This is a genomic window from Ferruginibacter sp. SUN106 (assembly GCF_050611765.1).
GTDB lineage: Bacteria > Bacteroidota > Bacteroidia > Chitinophagales > Chitinophagaceae > Ferruginibacter.
In genome coordinates, this window is the sequence record NZ_JBODJC010000001.1 from 370,697 (window position 1) to 387,326 (window position 16,630).

13 protein-coding genes are annotated in these 16,630 nt (G+C 35.5%); 10 read left to right on the forward strand and 3 right to left on the reverse strand.

The window, feature by feature from the left end; genetic code table 11:
- The first annotated feature begins 45 nt into the window (after positions 1-45).
- Complete coding sequence (locus ACQ334_RS01460) at positions 46-1,602, forward strand: glycerol-3-phosphate dehydrogenase/oxidase (protein ID WP_430986378.1); 1,557 nt, start codon at positions 46-48, stop codon at positions 1,600-1,602.
- Positions 1,603-1,632: 30 nt separating this feature from the next.
- Complete coding sequence (locus tag ACQ334_RS01465) at positions 1,633-2,355, forward strand: MIP/aquaporin family protein (RefSeq protein WP_430986379.1); 723 nt, start codon at positions 1,633-1,635, stop codon at positions 2,353-2,355.
- A 6-nt stretch (positions 2,356-2,361) separates the two neighbouring features.
- Here ACQ334_RS01465 and ACQ334_RS01470 read toward each other — a convergent pair whose 3' ends face one another.
- Positions 2,362-3,495, reverse strand: coding sequence for an endonuclease/exonuclease/phosphatase family protein (locus tag ACQ334_RS01470; RefSeq protein WP_430986380.1), 1,134 nt, complete (start codon positions 3,493-3,495; stop codon positions 2,362-2,364).
- 202 nt (positions 3,496-3,697) lie between these two features.
- Here ACQ334_RS01470 and atpD point away from each other — a divergent pair, with 202 nt between their 5' ends.
- On the forward strand, positions 3,698-5,203 hold the full coding sequence (gene atpD / locus ACQ334_RS01475; RefSeq protein ID WP_430986381.1) for a F0F1 ATP synthase subunit beta: 1,506 nt from the start codon (positions 3,698-3,700) through the stop codon (positions 5,201-5,203).
- Between the two features lie 93 nt (positions 5,204-5,296).
- On the forward strand, positions 5,297-5,548 hold the full coding sequence (atpC, locus tag ACQ334_RS01480; protein WP_430986382.1) for an ATP synthase F1 subunit epsilon: 252 nt from the start codon (positions 5,297-5,299) through the stop codon (positions 5,546-5,548).
- An 84-nt stretch (positions 5,549-5,632) separates the two neighbouring features.
- Here the strand turns inward: atpC and ACQ334_RS01485 are convergent, their stop codons facing one another.
- Both ACQ334_RS01485 and ACQ334_RS01490 read right to left on the reverse strand, forming a co-directional pair.
- Positions 5,633-6,595, reverse strand: coding sequence for a 1-acyl-sn-glycerol-3-phosphate acyltransferase (locus ACQ334_RS01485; protein ID WP_430986383.1), 963 nt, complete (start codon positions 6,593-6,595; stop codon positions 5,633-5,635).
- Positions 6,596-6,717: 122 nt separating this feature from the next.
- Entirely contained in the window at positions 6,718-7,269 is a 552-nt protein-coding gene (locus ACQ334_RS01490) for a YqgE/AlgH family protein (protein WP_430986384.1), read from the reverse strand.
- 145 nt (positions 7,270-7,414) lie between these two features.
- Here ACQ334_RS01490 and ACQ334_RS01495 point away from each other — a divergent pair, with 145 nt between their 5' ends.
- The 6 genes from ACQ334_RS01495 to ACQ334_RS01520 all read left to right on the forward strand — a co-directional run bounded on the left by ACQ334_RS01495 (position 7,415) and on the right by ACQ334_RS01520 (position 16,578).
- Positions 7,415-8,734 carry a sensor histidine kinase gene (locus ACQ334_RS01495; RefSeq protein WP_430986385.1) on the forward strand — a complete coding sequence of 440 codons (1,320 nt, stop codon included), beginning with the start codon at positions 7,415-7,417 and terminating at the stop codon, positions 8,732-8,734.
- Between the two features lie 427 nt (positions 8,735-9,161).
- A complete protein-coding gene (locus ACQ334_RS01500) occupies positions 9,162-10,757 on the forward strand; it encodes a vitamin K epoxide reductase family protein (RefSeq protein WP_430986386.1) in 1,596 nt (531 codons plus the stop codon).
- 136 nt (positions 10,758-10,893) lie between these two features.
- Positions 10,894-11,121 carry a hypothetical protein gene (locus tag ACQ334_RS01505; protein ID WP_430986387.1) on the forward strand — a complete coding sequence of 76 codons (228 nt, stop codon included), beginning with the start codon at positions 10,894-10,896 and terminating at the stop codon, positions 11,119-11,121.
- A gap of 66 nt (positions 11,122-11,187) precedes the next feature.
- Positions 11,188-12,630 carry a TlpA family protein disulfide reductase gene (locus tag ACQ334_RS01510; protein WP_430986388.1) on the forward strand — a complete coding sequence of 481 codons (1,443 nt, stop codon included), beginning with the start codon at positions 11,188-11,190 and terminating at the stop codon, positions 12,628-12,630.
- Between the two features lie 106 nt (positions 12,631-12,736).
- Entirely contained in the window at positions 12,737-14,371 is a 1,635-nt protein-coding gene (locus ACQ334_RS01515) for a DUF6734 family protein (RefSeq protein ID WP_430986389.1), read from the forward strand.
- Positions 14,368-16,578, forward strand: a complete 2,211-nt coding sequence (locus ACQ334_RS01520) for a peptidase domain-containing ABC transporter (RefSeq protein WP_430986390.1) — start codon at positions 14,368-14,370, stop codon at positions 16,576-16,578. Before ACQ334_RS01515 ends, ACQ334_RS01520 begins: the two co-directional genes overlap by 4 nt.
- Positions 16,579-16,630 lie beyond the last annotated feature (52 nt).

Consider the following 16,630-nt stretch of genomic DNA (forward strand, 5'->3'; position numbering starts at 1 on the left):
TTCTAAACCTCTAAACTAAAAGATAGCAAACAGTACAAGTACTTTATGGACAGAATTAAAATGTTGCAACAACTGAATGATGAACCCGGATGGGATATTATTATCATTGGCGGAGGTGCAACAGGTTTGGGCACGGCTGTAGATGCAGCCACAAGAGGTTATAAAACTTTATTACTGGAACAGCATGATTTTGCAAAAGGTACTTCGAGCCGCTCTACTAAACTGGTACATGGCGGAGTACGTTATTTAGCGCAAGGCAATATTAAATTAGTGAGGGAAGCATTAAAAGAAAGAGGATTGCTATTAAAAAATGCACCACACCTCTCTAACAATCTTTCTTTTGTTTTACCCTGCTATAGTATATGGCAAAAAATATATTATGGTGTTGGGTTGAAGTTGTATGATCTGATGGCAGGTAAATTGGGTTTGGGTAAAACAAAAATCATTAACCGCACAACAGCAAAAAATTTTTTACCCACTATTGATACAAAAAAATTGAGTGGCGCTATTGTTTACCAGGATGGACAGTTTGATGATGCAAGGCTGGCTATTAATCTTGCACAGACCGCAGCAGAAAACGGCGCTGCAGTTTTAAATTATTGTAAAGTAATTCGGCTGACTAAAAAAGATGATAAAGTCTGCGGTGTTGTAGTGCAGGATATAATTTCCGGAGCAATATATAATCTGCAATGCAAAGTGGTGATCAATGCCACCGGTATTTTTACAGATGAAGTATTGCAAATGGATGATGCAGCCGCAAAAAATATTGTAAGCCCGTCGCAGGGTATTCATTTAGTGATAGATAAAATTTTTTTTCCGGGAGCCGATGCCATGATGATTCCCAAAACAGAGGATGGACGGGTTTTGTTTGCAGTACCCTGGCACGATAAAGTGGTAGTTGGTACAACGGATACCCCAATTGAAAGTCATTCATCAGAACCAAAGCCGTTAGAAGAAGAAATTATTTTTATATTACACCATATCAATAAATATTTAGCAGTTGAAATAAAACGAAGCGATGTTAAAAGTGTTTTTGTGGGTTTGCGCCCATTGGTAAAAAAAGGCAGTGCTAAAAAAACAGCCATCATGCCGAGAGATCATACCATTATTGTAAGCGCCAGCGGATTGGTAACCATAACAGGTGGTAAATGGACCACCTATCGCAAAATGGCGAATGATGTTTTAAACAATGCAGTGGCAGTTGCAAATCTGGAAAAAAAAATCTGCATAACTGAAAATTTAAAAATTCACGGTTATTTAAATAAAGTGAATAAAAATGATGCAATATATTATTACGGTGCTGATGCTGCACTGGTAAGGAATCTTTGCAAAGCCAATGAAGTATTAAGCGAATTGATTCACCCGGCTGCGCCTAATATTAAAGCGGAAATTATCTGGGCCATAAAAAACGAAATGGCAATGACTGTAGAAGATGTGTTGGCAAGAAGAACCAGGCTTTTATTTTTAGATGCTAAAGCTGCAATGGAAGCAGCGCCGTTAGTGGCACAACTGATGGCTGCAACAATGAATAAAAATAATGATTGGATAGAAGAACAAACAAATGATTTTACCGCTCTTGCAAAACAATATTTATTATCTTGACAAACTTTAATTACTTAATACTAAAAATTTATGAGCTTAGTTATAGCTGAATTTGTGGGTACTGCATTGTTGCTTTTATTAGGCAATGGTGTAAATGCCAACGTATCACTCAATAAAACCTATGGTAACAGCAGTGGATGGATCGTTATTGCAATGGGCTGGGCAATGGCTGTATTTGTGGGTGTGTATGTATGTGCATCATTAGGCGGAGACGGCCATCTGAATCCTGCGGTTACCATTGCAGATGCTATTAAAACAAAAAACTGGACTAAAGTGCCCTGGTATATTGGTGCACAAATGCTGGGAGCTATGACAGGTTCGGTACTGGCATGGTTATCGTATCGGTCTCATTTTAATGAAACCACTGACGCCAATGCCATGCTGGGCGTATTTTGTAATGCACCTGCAATTCCCAATACAGTTAATAATTTAATGACCGAGATCATTGGCACATTTGCATTGGTGTTTGGTGCCTTTTCATTAACCGATGCAAAAATTAATGACGTAGGTATTTCTTTAGGTTCTTTGAATGCATTGCCTGTAGCGCTATTGGTTTTAGCTATTGGTTTATCGCTAGGCGGGCCAACCGGTTATGCTATTAATCCTGCAAGAGATTTAGGCCCACGTATTGTTCATTTTTTGTTACCCATAAAAAATAAAAGAGATAGTAACTGGGGTTATAGCTGGATACCGGTTGTTGGTCCGGTAATTGGAGCAGTAATTGCGGCGCTGGTATTTAAAGTGGTGCATTAACCACAGTTATCTTTTTTCGCCAATTGCAAAATCAGCTACAGTGGGATAATGATCTGAATAAGGCACTTTAAACAGATGGTATTGTAACACCTCAAATTTTTTATCTGCCAGTATATAATCAATTCTTAAAGTAGGCGAAATAAAACGGAATGTTCTGCCGATGCCCATACCTTTTTTTAAAAAGGCATCCTGCAAATTTCCCTTCACTGTAAAATAAGTATAAGAATTAGGCACATCATTAAAATCGCCACATACTATTACGGGGTAAGGGCTTTCCGTTATTTTTTCATGTAAAATATCAGCCTGTACAGTCCGCTTCTTATAAGCATGTTTTAATTTCCATATCACAGCTTTTGAACCAGTGACGCTGGCTTGAGCAGGTTCTTTCAATTTGTACAAAGCGTCATATTCGTTTTGTCCAAAGCTAACTGATTGCAGGTGGGTAGTAAAGATCCTGATAGTTTGAGTATCCACTTTTATATCAGCATAAATAAGTGGCTCAACAGAATCCGTTGGGTTGTACAAAAATTTACCACTTCCAATGATCGGGTATTTCGACATGATCTCAATTCCAATTAAGGTAGAAGTAGTGTACAGCCGTCCGGTATAATTCACTTTTTCAAAATAAGTATATTGATAACCGGCTTCCTTTAAAGCAGGGATAACAGAGTCTCTGTATTTGCGGTTTTTATAATACAGCAATTCCTGGAAGCACACTACATCAGCATCAGCACTTTTTACCAGGTTGACCATATCGGCCATATTATCCCCGTTGTTAGCCCTGTTGGTTTCTCCCCAGCTGGATAAATTCCAGGTAAACACCCTTAATGTAGCGGGTGATTTTTCAGTTTTAAAATCTGATGCCAAATGAAAGCTGAGCATTACACTGATCTGCTGCCAGCCCAATAACAAAGCTGCCACGCAAACAAAAACCCATTTCGACTTTCTTATAGCCCAATAGATCAAAAAAACAAGTAAGGCAAAAAAAAGTAAAGGGAAAAGTAATCCCGTTAATGCTATATAAGGATAATTGCCGCCGCTTGCAAAAGGCACCAGGCATGCCATTAAATACAATACCAGGATAATAATATTGGCCGTAATGAAACTATACCGGGCAATTTTTTTAAGCTTTGGCGACATTTTTTAATTAAAAATTGAAACCTTTTATTGAAGATTTACCGCAAATTAAGCCATATATAGCGCCTGATTTATATTTCAGTGCAATAATGGTTAAATTAGTTAAAACTTAACCCAAAAAGCTCCGCTTCAAATTTCAAATTTCAATCTACAACCCTTACCTTTGCGCCCTAAAATATATACTTTATATACTTAATACTTTTTTATGGCCAATACAGGTAAAGTAAAATCAATCATCGGTGCGGTTGTAGACGTTCAGTTTGACAGCAACAGCAAATTGCCCGAAATTTTAAATGCATTAGAATTAAAACGTGATAATGGCGATACGCTGGTATTGGAAGTACAGCAGCATTTAGGTGAAGATAGTGTACGTACTATTGCGATGGATGGTACTGAAGGTTTGGTACGTGGTACAGTAGTAATTGATACCGGTATTCCTATTGCAATGCCTGTAGGTGATGGCATTAAAGGCCGTTTGTTTAACGTAACCGGAGATGCTATTGATGGTTTGCCACAAGTAAGCAAAGTTGGCGGTCGCCCTATTCATAATAAGCCACCATTATTTGAAAACCTGAGCACTGCAACAGAAGTATTGTTTACCGGTATTAAAGTTATCGATCTGATTGAACCTTATGCAAAAGGTGGTAAAATTGGTTTGTTTGGTGGTGCTGGTGTGGGTAAAACCGTATTGATCCAGGAATTGATCAACAATATTGCAAAAGCATATAGCGGGGTATCGGTATTTGCCGGTGTGGGTGAAAGAACACGTGAAGGAAATGATTTGATGAGAGAGATGATTGAAGCAGGTATCATGAACTATGGCGATAAATTTAAACATAGCATGGAAGAAGGTGGATGGGATTTGAGTGCGGTGAACATGGAAGACCTGAAAGAATCAAAAGCAACCTTTGTATTCGGACAAATGAACGAACCGCCAGGAGCACGTGCCCGTGTGGCTTTGAGCGGATTGACCGTAGCGGAATATTTCCGTGATGGCGATGGCGAAGGACAAGGAAAAGACATTTTATTTTTCGTAGATAATATCTTCCGTTTTACACAGGCAGGTTCTGAGGTATCGGCTTTATTAGGCCGTATGCCATCTGCGGTGGGGTATCAACCAACTCTTGCAACCGAAATGGGATTGATGCAGGAACGTATCACTTCTACTAAAAATGGTTCTATCACTTCTGTACAGGCGGTATACGTACCTGCGGATGATTTGACCGATCCGGCTCCGGCAACTACGTTTGCGCATTTGGATGCCACAACGGTATTGTCTCGTAAAATTGCGGATTTAGGTATCTACCCTGCGGTGGATCCTCTGGATAGTACTTCCCGTATTTTGACTGTTGCTATTGTGGGTGCCGAGCATTACAATACAGCGGACAGAGTAAAATTAATTTTACAGCGCTATAAAGAATTACAGGATATCATCGCCATCCTTGGTTTGGATGAATTGAGCGACGAGGATAAATTAGTAGTATCAAGAGCACGTAAAGTACAACGTTTCCTTAGCCAGCCTTTTTTTGTGGCTGAACAGTTTACCGGTTTAAAAGGTGTATTGGTGCCAATTGAAGATACGATCCGTGGTTTCAACGCTATTATGGATGGTGAAGTGGATGAATATCCTGAAGCAGCATTTAACCTGGTAGGTACATTGGAAGATGCTATTGAAAAAGGTAAGAAATTAATGGCTGCAGCGCAAGCGTAATTAGTTTGGAAATTAGATGATTTGGAAATTCGTTGATGAATTGATTTCGTCAATTAACAAATTTCCAAATTGACAAATCATCATATTGATTTTATGAACTTAGAAATATTAACACCAGAAAGCAAAATTTTTAGTGGCGAAGTGTACGGTGTACAATTGCCCGGCATCAGCGGCTCTTTTGAATTGCTGGAAAAACATGCCCCGATGGTAAGTGCATTAAAAAACGGCAAACTTAAAATTTTGAAAGATAAAAATGCCACAGCTTCTTACGATATCCAAAGTGGTTTTGTAGAAGTGCTGAATAATAAAGTAACCGTGTTGGTAGAAGGAGCAAAAGAATTGTAATTGTACCTGGAGCTCCAGCTTCCGGCCATACATAAAAAAATCCCGCCACTGGCGGGATTTTTTTATGTATTCATTCGTGCACAGCTAATCCAATTGCTTTTTCAATTGTACATGCGTCCATGCCAGTAGCGGCAAAATAAGCAGCAGTAAAAACGACAACCATTGCTTTGTAATTACAAATACCAGTAGCGAAATAATAACCAGGTACAGCGGATAAGCCAGCAACAAAATAGCCACTACAATCGAATCATAATGATCATTATCAAAGGCAGCTTTTTTTACAAACCGCCTTACAGGTAAATATAATGGTGCATGCAACAGCCATCCAATAACGGAAGGAATAAATAGAAATATTTTTTTCAGGAGTGGTTGAGGTACATAAAATTTTTGATGCAATGCTTTTGCATCTTTTTTATCAATTTCAAAAACAAATGGTTGTAATTGTTGTAACAGGTTGGTGTTAAAAGACTGGATGTTTTTGCCATGGCTATTATCACCTTTAATATCATCCGCAGTAATAAAGTTTCCGAAAAATATTTTTACATTCTTGCCAAATTTTTGAAAGGAACTGTAGTTAATACCAACCGGTAGTACTTTCAATGGAATGTCATCTTCCCAGCTACTGATGGCCAATCGGGCCGTGCCTTTTTTTAATGGGCGCAAATGCCATTCGTTAATACATTTGCCTTCGCTAAAGATCAGTACAATGCCATTCTGTTTAAATATTTCTTTACAAAGGTCAAAGGTCTTATAATTCTCTTCTAAGTTTTCCACGCCCTCACTAACGCGGTACACAGGTAATAGTTTCAGGGAGAATAATAACTTACTGATAAATTTTCCTTTAAAAGCATCACCTCTTGCCAGGGAGTACACCGGCTTATCGAATAAAGTACAAAAGATAATCGCATCTAAAAATGAATTGGGATGATTAACGGCAAGCAACAAGGGCCCATCCGTTTGTAAAATATCTTTTTTATTAATAGCAATATTCCTGCAGTAGAATTTTATGGCAAGCCTCGCCAATATCTTTACCAGTTGGTATAACATGCGTTGAAGATAATAAAAGCTGTGGAATTGTGTACGTGAGTCGTGAGTTGTGAGTCGTGAGTCGTGAAGAGGGTGCTTTAAGAAGAAGTACGCAACTCACGACTCACGTCTCACCACTCACGCTAATTCAGTTGCGGATCTATCGGAAAGTTCACCATCATTTCATAATCGCCGCCTAAATGTTTAAGGCTGCCTTTCCATACTTCTTCAGGTTGGGTAGAAAATACTAAATTTTTTGTAGCACCAACAGTAAGCCAGCTTTTTTCATCCAGTTCATTGCTTAACTGGCCATCGCTCCAGCCACTATAGCCAATAAAGAATTTTATTTTTTTAAGATCGATGCTGTTGCTTTTTATTAATGCCGCTACAGTTTCAAAATTGCCACCCCAGTAAATATCATTATTCACTTTATAAGCATCAGGTATAAGATCAGGGTATTGGTGTACAAAGTGAATGGTATCCGTTTGTACGGGGCCACCATAATAAACGGGCAATTGAAAGCCGTCAAAGTTTTCCAGCAATTCGTCTAAGGTTTGTTCAATTTGTTTATTTAATACAAAGCCAAAGCTGCCTTCCTTTTTATGATCGCATAAAAGCACCACAGTTCTTAAAAAATTGGGGTCTTTTAAAAACGGGTCTGCAATCAATAATATACCAGGACCAGGTTCAATCATATTTCTAAAGTAACGCTTAATTACCACACCCAAAAGGCTAAAAGCCGCTTTTTTAAAAGAAATTTAAGTTCTAAACCTTCGTTAAATTTACGCTTTGGCCGTTTTACCATATTTTACAGCCTATTACTGACCTAATTTTGCATGGATGAAGAGAATTTTCCCCATTATAACCATACTGATATTTCTGTCTTTGCTGGGGCTGATTTTCTTTCAGTTTCTGTGGATAGAAAGTGCCCGGGAGGCCAAGGACAAGCAGGTGGAAGAAAACATTAAGCAGGCTATCGATTTTGCGGCTTCTGCATTGTCGCAGGATAATAATTCAATAGTTCCTTTTGGTAAAAAAAATGATATGCTTTTTCCCGGGGAGAAATTGCAGTATTTTAAACCGTCTGTTATGCAGCGGTACTCCAAAGATGATATTACTGAAATTATCCGCAATGCATTTAATAAAAACAATCTTAAAAAATTTCCTTTTGAATTTGCCATTATAGAAAACTCTATAGCAGGTAAACAATTACTAAGTGATAATTTTTACGAGCTTTCGTTGGATAGCGCAAGGAATAAAAATTATGTATATCCTTTGCAACCGCCCAGTGGCAGCAATTATGAAAACCTGGTAGCTGAAGAATTATTATGTGTGATTGTGCCCAACCAAAAAACCATTGTATGGAAAGAAATGTTCTGGTTTATTATCGGCGCTATTGTGTTTACTTTAATTATTACCACCGCATTTTTTATCACCATAAGAACATTGTTGAAACAGAAAAAACTAAGTGAAATAAAATCTGATTTCATCAATAATATGACGCATGAATTTAAAACACCTCTGGCTACTATTTCACTGGCTGTGGATGCGTTAAAAAATGACAAGGTAAAAGGTAACGAAGAAAAGACTAGCTACTTTACCAATATCATCAAGGAAGAAAACAAGCGGATGAACAAGCAGGTAGAAACCATACTGCAGGCGGCTTTGCTGGATAAACAGGAAGTGCAGCTGAACCTGAAAAAATTATCTGCACACGATTTAATTACACTAGCATTAAATAATATCACTTTGCAGGTAGAAGAAAAACAAGGCGCATTGGATGTACACCTGGATGCAGAAAAAGATATGATTCTTGCAGACGAAGTACACTTTACCAACCTGATCAATAATTTACTGGATAATGCCGTAAAATATTCCAAAGAAAACCTGGCTATAAAATTAACTACAGAAAACAGCGGCAACCAGTTAAAGATAAAAATTGAAGATAACGGCATTGGCATGAACAAAGAAACCGTAAACCGCATCTTCGAAAAATTTTATCGGGCCCATACGGGTAATATACATAACGTAAAGGGTTTTGGCCTGGGCTTAAGTTATGTAAAAACCATGGTGGAGGCTCATCATGGCACCATTAAAGCAGATAGTGTACTCGGTAAGGGTAGTACGTTTGTGGTGACGATTCCTTTGGCGGTGGTGTAATTGTATAAATTTTCATCTGACCTTTCTTCCTAAACATTCTCAGCATCCCGGCATATAATTTACCAGCAACCACAAATGAACCGCCAAACCGGAGCACTGTTGCTAGTAAGATTGGTAAAATTGTATCGCAGGGTTATAATATTTTTACTTTTAACAAATTTATTTTTTTTCATTCGAAAATTTATTTTACATTTATTTTGTAATTGCAGTTAATCCTTGCAGTTATAGTAGTTTTTATCTTTCTTTTAAGGCAAACGAAAATACCAATTTGCTAAATGGCCTACACAATTTAGTTTAGCCAATTGAAAAAATTGTCATCTTAAACCTTCTTCCCCGATAACCGAAATATATGTTAGTGTTTGTTTTATTACAAAACACGTGTTGCCACAATTGCAGCATGTATTGTTAATTAAAAATATAATTACTGATGTTTGCACAATATCAACCGAATGTAAAAGCGGCTATTACTTACCTTAAACTTTTAAAAGTTACCGTAAATAATACCACTGTAAATGAAACCCTGCAAAACCACCCTGATTGGCCAAGCCTGCTTTGTATTACAGATAGCCTGAACAAATGGAATATACCTAATGCCGCCGGCAAAATTGAGGTTGACAATATAGATGAACTACCCACGCCATTTATGGCATATACTTATGATGGAGAAAACCCTTTAGCAATTGTAACTTTAGTTACTCCCACCGCAATACGGCTCTACCAAAAAAATTATAGCAAACCAGCCGAAATAAGCAGAGAAAATTTTTTAAAAACATGGAACGGCGTTTATTTAATTGCCGAACCCAATGAACACAGTGGGGAAACCAATTACATAATAAACAGGCAAAAAATTTTTTACAAAACGCTTATTCCATTTGCAGCCATTGCAGTAATGGTAGTGCTGTCTTTATTTTTATTACACACCACAGCAGTTGCCTTAACTGGAAATACTGCTGGTATTTATTTGCAGTATCTTATTTCATTGGCAGGTGTTATAATTACCTCATTGTTACTTTGGTACGAGATAGATAAAAGCAACCCTATTTTGCAAAAAGTATGTACAGGCATAGCCAAAGGCAACTGTAGTGCTATACTTACCGGCAAACAGGCAAAAGTATTTAGTTGGTTAAGCTGGAGCGAAGTGGGATTTTTTTATTTTACAGGCACTTTGCTGGCTTTATTATTTGTGCCTGATGCAATTAACCTTATAGCCTGGCTAAATATACTGGCACTACCTTATACTGTATTTTCAATTTATTATCAATGGCGGGTGGCAAAGCAATGGTGTGTACTATGCCTTGCAGTACAGGTATTGCTAGTGTTAGGAGCAGTAAATAGTATTACTAACAATTTTATCCAATCACCGGATTTTAGCTTGTTCATTTATACTTTAAGCTTACTACTATTTTTATTACCTGCCTTTATCTGGTATGTTGCAAAGCCTTATGTGCTAGAGTTACAGAAAGTTAAAAATACTAAACGGGAATACTTGCGTATAAAATTTAACAGAGAAATTTTTGAAACTCTTTTAAAAAAGCAGAAACAAATTACACTGCCAACCGATGGCTTAGGTATAGATATTGGCAATCCAAACGCCAGCAATACTATTGTAAAAGTATGTAATCCATATTGTGGGCCTTGTGCTAAAGCACACCCTAAAATTGAGGCGTTAATAGAGCAAAATGAAAATGTAAAAGCTAAAGTAATTTTTACTACTTCAAATGATGAAGCAAACCTAGCTGTAAAGCCAGTACGGCATTTGCTGGCAATAGCCGCAGAAGGAAGCAAAATAAAAACAAAACATGCTTTAGATGATTGGTATTTAGCTGATACAAAAGATTATGGGGTGTTTGCAGAAAAATACCCAATGAATGGAGAGTTATTAAAACAAGCTGATAAAATTGATGCTATGGAAAAATGGTGCAAAGCAACTGATATAGCGTTTACACCTACCATTTTTATTAACGGGCAACAATTACCTGATGCTTACAGCATCGAGGATTTACAATATTTTTTACTTGAATAGGCAACAGGTAGAAAACAGTTTGGATGTCTACGTCCCGTTGTGCACAACGGGACTGCCAAACTAAGCCAAAGCCTACGATGCTATAAGCTAAGGTGAAATACTGGATTTTTATTAATAACATTTAAATTTTAAAAAAATGAAAACAACAAAAATGAGCCTTGCTAATATGCAGGGGAAATTAAGCAGAATTGAAATGAAAAACATTATGGCGGGAAGTGGCGATAGTAGCGGCACTTGTTGTGCCCATAATGCAGCCTGGAGTTATTATAACTGTGGTATTAGCATGAGTTATGCACAACAGCTAGCATCACAATACGCCTCCGGTAGTGGACAAAGTGGTTACTGGTGCTGTTCAAGCTGCTAATCTGAGTGGAATTTAAAGCTGTAGTTTCTATCTGGAACTACAGCCTTATTTTAAATTTTTGATTTTATGAAAAAAAATAAAATAATACTTTTATTACTAGCCATTACTATTTTATCTGGTTTTATATTTTTAACTGGTAACTCTGGTAAAGCCAATTTAAATATAGCTACAGGTCTTACTCAAAATATTACTGATTCAATAACAGAACCAGTAACTATTAATACAAAACTTAAAAATCTACACTTCTATTTTCATGATTCAGTATGTTACGGGCACCCCGTTAATTTACGAAGTGAAATTACCAGAGTTAGTATTACCGGACCTACATTACTTTTCGAAGCCTTAGATAAACAAATACCTTATTTTATATATCCCGGAGAAAACCTAACCATTAGGGAAGACGAAAGTAATCATATTCAATTTTTAATTGTTGGAAATACAGAGCGAACAAATGAATTAGATTTTTTTAATCAAATGATTAATGAAACGGGAATAATCTATAATTATGTTCGAAAGCCTCAAATTGTAAATGATTTGCAGCAACTAAAGGAAATTGAAAATATAATTGAAGCTAAGAAGGATAAAAGGATAAAGTTTTTAAATTCTTATTGTATAACGAAAATAATTAGCAATAAATTTAAACAAATTGCAAACGATATAATACAATCAACCTTCATTAGCGATTTGCTATTAGTATATACAGATAATAAAGGATTGCTTTCTAAAAATACTATGTATTCTGCGGAAATAAATAAATGTATTTCACTAATAAATGAATTGAGATATTCTTCATTTTTCCCTTTTGGTAGAGCCTGTCTTTTAAGTGTAAATGCTAACTTTAATAAAGGGCAGGATTTTTTTGTTTCGGATTCAGGTCAATTGAAGAAGATTTATGATTTTGTCTCATCTAATTATATAAACAGGACGAAGAGCTTTTTACTTACTTGCTGTATTTATTATGCAATAAAAGAGAATATTGCGATCCCCAAAGAATATTCACAAAAATATTTCATTGAATGTCCTGACAGTAGCTTTAATAAAATAATCAACTTAGAACTAAATGAAGTCAAAGTAAAGAATGATTTAAAGATATCTGATAAACTTTTGTCTTATGAAGGGAATAAAACTAATTTAAAAACATTTATTTATGAAAATAAGGGACATTTGATTCTACTAGATTTCTGGGCTAGTTGGTGTGCACCATGTAGAAATGAAATGCCCAGCTCTGAAAAATTAAAAACACTGTATAAAAATAAGTCAATTGCTTTTATTTATATTTCAATAGATGAAAGTATAGAAGATTGGAAACGAGCTTGTAGTGAAGAAAGTTTAACTGACGATATGAGTTTTGTTATGCCTAAATCTAATAACACATCGTTTTTAACTAAAAAAGGGCTCAAAACTATTCCACATTATATTTTAATTGATAAAAATGGGAAAATTATAACTGCAGATGCTCCACGCCCAAGCGATCCGAGGTTAAAGATATTAATCGATAAGAATCTTTAGTATTTTATAACATAAAAGCTGCCGTTCTATTTTGGGATTAAATTATTGTAAAACAGTTCACCTTTATTCCATTTAAAAATTATAAGGTAAAATGTAACTACCTCATATGAAATTTATTCAAACCCTTTACTTTAATAAAACTATCAATCCTTTTAATCATCATTTTGGCTGGGCTGCACCGGAGTATCATTTAATGGGCTGGGCTTTAAGCTGCCTGCAATTAAAAAAAATGTATGGTTATGTTGATTTGTATTGTAACAGTATTGCAGCTGAATTATTAATTGATAAGTTGGCGCTGCCCTATAACAATGTTTATATTACTCATGATAATTTAAAAATTGCAGATGAAAAGCTTTGGGCCTTACCAAAAGTTTTTACTTATGGTTTGCAGGAAGAACCTTTTTTACATGTTGACGGAGATGTTTTCTTATTTGAAAAATTGCCTGACATATTACTTAAAAGTGAATTAATTGCCCAGAATGTAGAAGAGGCAACTAATTACTATTTAGATACTCAAAATGAACTGATGAAATATTTTACCTACTTCCCCAATTGTGTAGCAAATGATTTTAATAGTAGTAGTCCCATTAAAGCTGTGAATGCGGGGGTTTTAGGCAGCAATAATATTGAATTTATAAAGGAATATACCAATCTGGCATTTGAGTACATCAGGCGAAATGTACAACACTTCTCTTCTTTAAATGTAGATAAATTCAATGTTTTTTTTGAACAGCATTTGTTTTATAGCCTAGCAAAAGAACGTGAGATACCTATTAATGTGTTGATTAAAGATACCATCATGGATAATCAATATCAGCACCTAGGAGATTTTCATGAAGTGCCCTGTAAAAACAATTACTTACACCTTCTTGGGCATTATAAAAGGGACGAATATACTTGCAGACAAATGGCCTTAAAACTTAAGGAACTATATCCAGAATATTATTTTAGAATCTTATCACTCTTTAAAAGGAAGAAGATTGCTGTATCAGATGCATTATCAACAGACTTAAAATTCGAAAGTTTATTTGATTATAAAACATTTTCTGATAAAGCAAAAGATAATTATAGAGATAGTTTAGACGATGCCAAATGGGAGCATTTTGAAAAAGTAAATCTTAAAAATCAAGAAATAAAATCATTAAACTTCTTTAGAGATTATATACACAAAATTGAGACAACAACTAATTTCTCAAAACAGATTTTAAAAAAAGATTTTAATTTGTTTACAAGAAATTTATCGAAAGCAATAAATAGACAACTTGGTTTTAAACGGAAATATCTGCATGGACGAGACTTGGAAACTAATAGCTGGTACTGCCAAGTTTTTTGTGATGATAAAAGCATTCGTAATAAAATAATTGTTAGGTGTAAAGAAGTTGATATTATTCATTCTAAATTTGATTGGGGAGGATTATTAAATAAACATACTAGAATAGGCGTTAGATATTATGAGTTGCTTGAATTGAATATCGGCCAGTTCTACAATTTAGTTGTACCTGAGTTATTTGGAGATAAATTTTCTTTACATGATATCGATGAAATGGAGCAAATCATTCTGGAACATTTAAAAGAACCTATTTCGATTGAAATATTGTTTAAACAGATGCAGGTATATATTGAAAATGATATTGTAGAAAATCATTTAGCTGAATATGAAAACCTGATAATTACCATGCTGAAACAATTAGTAGTAAAAAAAGCAGTTCGGCCTTTTAATAATAAAGTATCCCATAATTGAGTACAAGTTTCCCTTTTTATAAACAACTTGATGCCATGGATTGCGGCCCTACCTGCCTGCGCATGGTAGCAAAATATTATGGTCGCTCTATATCGTTAGATTATTTACGCAATAAAGCGGAATACGGAAAAGAAGGTGCAAGTATGCTGGGTTTGGCAGATGCTGCGGAAGGTATAGGTTTAAAAACTGTGGGAGCTAAAATCAGTTTTGAGCAACTGCTTAATGATGCACCATTGCCGGCGATTATCCATTGGGATCAATATCATTTTGTAGTGCTTACACCCGGTTCTAAAAAAAATAAATTGGTAATTGCAGATCCGGCAAAAGGTATACTCAAACTTAACAAAGAAGAATTTTGCAAACACTGGATTGCTACAACTGAAAATGAAACAGGAAAGGGAGCAGTACTTTTATTAGAACTAACACCATCATTTAATGAATTAGATTTTGATGACGATACGCAAACTGCAAAAGGGAAAATTGGCAAAGCCTATTTATTTAATTATATACAACAACATAAGGCTTATTTTTTTCAAATTTTATTAGGATTACTTATTGGCAGCGTGTTGCAACTTATTTTTCCTTACTTAACACAAAGCATTGTTGATACTGGTATTCAAACACAAAACCTCAATTTTATACAAATAGTTTTGGCAGCACAGCTAATGCTACTGTTTTCGCAAACAGTGGTGGAGTTTATACGCAGCCGCATTTTATTACACATAAGCACACGTATAAATATTTCTTTGCTCTCAGGTTTTTGGGCAAAACTATTAAAATTGCCCATGCAGTTTTTCGATAGCAAGCACCCGGGTGATATTATTCAACGCATCGGTGATCATCACCGCATCGAAAGCTTTTTAACAGGCACAGCGCTCAATACATTTTTCTCCATCTTTAACCTTATTATTTTTTCTTTAGTATTGCTTCGTTATAACCTGAGCATCTTTATAATTTTTGTTGCAGGTAGTGCACTGTATTTATTTTGGATACAATTTTTTTTAAAATACCGGAGAAAATTAGACTACCAGCGCTTTGCTATTTCGGCAAAAGAAAATAATGCTACCATGCAGCTGGTGTATGGCATGCAGGAAATAAAATTAAATAATGCTGAAAATACTTATCGTTGGGACTGGGAAGGATTGCAGGCAGGTTTATTTAAATTGAATTTTAAAAACTTATCATTAACGCAATACCAGCAAATAGGTACATTTTTTATAAACCAGGGCAAAAATATCCTGATAACATTTGTTGTAGCAAAACTTGTAATTGAAGGACCGCTTACTTTAGGTATGATGTTGGCGATACAATACATTATCGGACAGTTAAACGGCCCTATTGAACAATTGGTTGGTTTTAGCCAACAGGCACAGGATGCAAAAATATCTTTAGAACGTTTAAATGATATTCACACTTTAGAAAATGAAGAACCGACAGGCAAAGAATTTAGTCATTCTATTTCTCAAGAACACGATATAAAAATTAAAGACCTGTCTTTTACTTATCCTGGTGCAGGTAATGAGCCTGTTTTAAAGAATATCAATTTAACTATACCGCAAAGTAAAGTAACCGCAATAGTTGGCATGAGCGGAAGTGGCAAAACCACGTTACTGAAATTGCTATTGAGATTTTATGAAAATTATAAAGGCGATATTTATTTAGGTAACGTCAATAGTAAAACTATCAGTCCTAAATATTGGAGAAGTATAAGCGGCGCAGTAATGCAGGACAGTTTTATTTTTAATGATAATATCCGTAAAAATATTACGGTTACTGATGATAAAGTAGATAATGACAGACTGATGAATGCGTGTAAAACCGCCAATATTCTTCCTTTTATTGAATCGCTGCCTTTAGGTTTTTATACAAAACTAGGTGCAGAGGGAAATGGTATCAGCGGTGGACAAAAACAGCGACTGACAATTGCAAGAGCAGTATATAAAAATCCACAATTTATTTTTTTTGATGAAGCAACAAATTCCTTGGATGCTAATAATGAAAAAGTAATACTGGAAAATCTGCAACAGTTTTTTAAAAACAGAACGGTTATTGTAGTAGCTCATCGCTTAAGTACTGTGAAAAATGCTGATAAAATTGTAGTACTTGATAACGGAGAAATAGTAGAAGAAGGAACTCATGTAACACTAAGTTTTGCAAAAGGAAAGTATTATGAGTTAGTAAAAAATCAATTGGAACTTGGAAACTAATGCGTCAAGGCGGTTCCAAACCGTCAGACGCATAAACTGTCAAACGAATAAA

Bases quoted from the DNA above. Each gene is read 5' to 3' on its own strand.
- ACQ334_RS01485 (WP_430986383.1), bottom strand. From the start codon at position 6,595: ATGTTATACCAACTGGTAAAGATATTGGCGAGGCTTGCCATAAAATTC.
- ACQ334_RS01505 (WP_430986387.1), top strand. From the start codon at position 10,894: ATGAAAACAACAAAAATGAGCCTTGCTAATATGCAGGGGAAATTAAGC.
- ACQ334_RS01500 (WP_430986386.1), top strand. From the start codon at position 9,162: ATGTTTGCACAATATCAACCGAATGTAAAAGCGGCTATTACTTACCTT.
- ACQ334_RS01460 (WP_430986378.1), top strand. From the start codon at position 46: ATGGACAGAATTAAAATGTTGCAACAACTGAATGATGAACCCGGATGG.
- ACQ334_RS01510 (WP_430986388.1), top strand. From the start codon at position 11,188: ATGAAAAAAAATAAAATAATACTTTTATTACTAGCCATTACTATTTTA.
- ACQ334_RS01470 (WP_430986380.1), bottom strand. From the start codon at position 3,495: ATGTCGCCAAAGCTTAAAAAAATTGCCCGGTATAGTTTCATTACGGCC.
- atpD (WP_430986381.1), top strand. From the start codon at position 3,698: ATGGCCAATACAGGTAAAGTAAAATCAATCATCGGTGCGGTTGTAGAC.
- ACQ334_RS01515 (WP_430986389.1), top strand. From the start codon at position 12,737: ATGAAATTTATTCAAACCCTTTACTTTAATAAAACTATCAATCCTTTT.
- atpC (WP_430986382.1), top strand. From the start codon at position 5,297: ATGAACTTAGAAATATTAACACCAGAAAGCAAAATTTTTAGTGGCGAA.
- ACQ334_RS01465 (WP_430986379.1), top strand. From the start codon at position 1,633: ATGAGCTTAGTTATAGCTGAATTTGTGGGTACTGCATTGTTGCTTTTA.
- ACQ334_RS01495 (WP_430986385.1), top strand. From the start codon at position 7,415: ATGAAGAGAATTTTCCCCATTATAACCATACTGATATTTCTGTCTTTG.
- ACQ334_RS01490 (WP_430986384.1), bottom strand. From the start codon at position 7,269: ATGATTGAACCTGGTCCTGGTATATTATTGATTGCAGACCCGTTTTTA.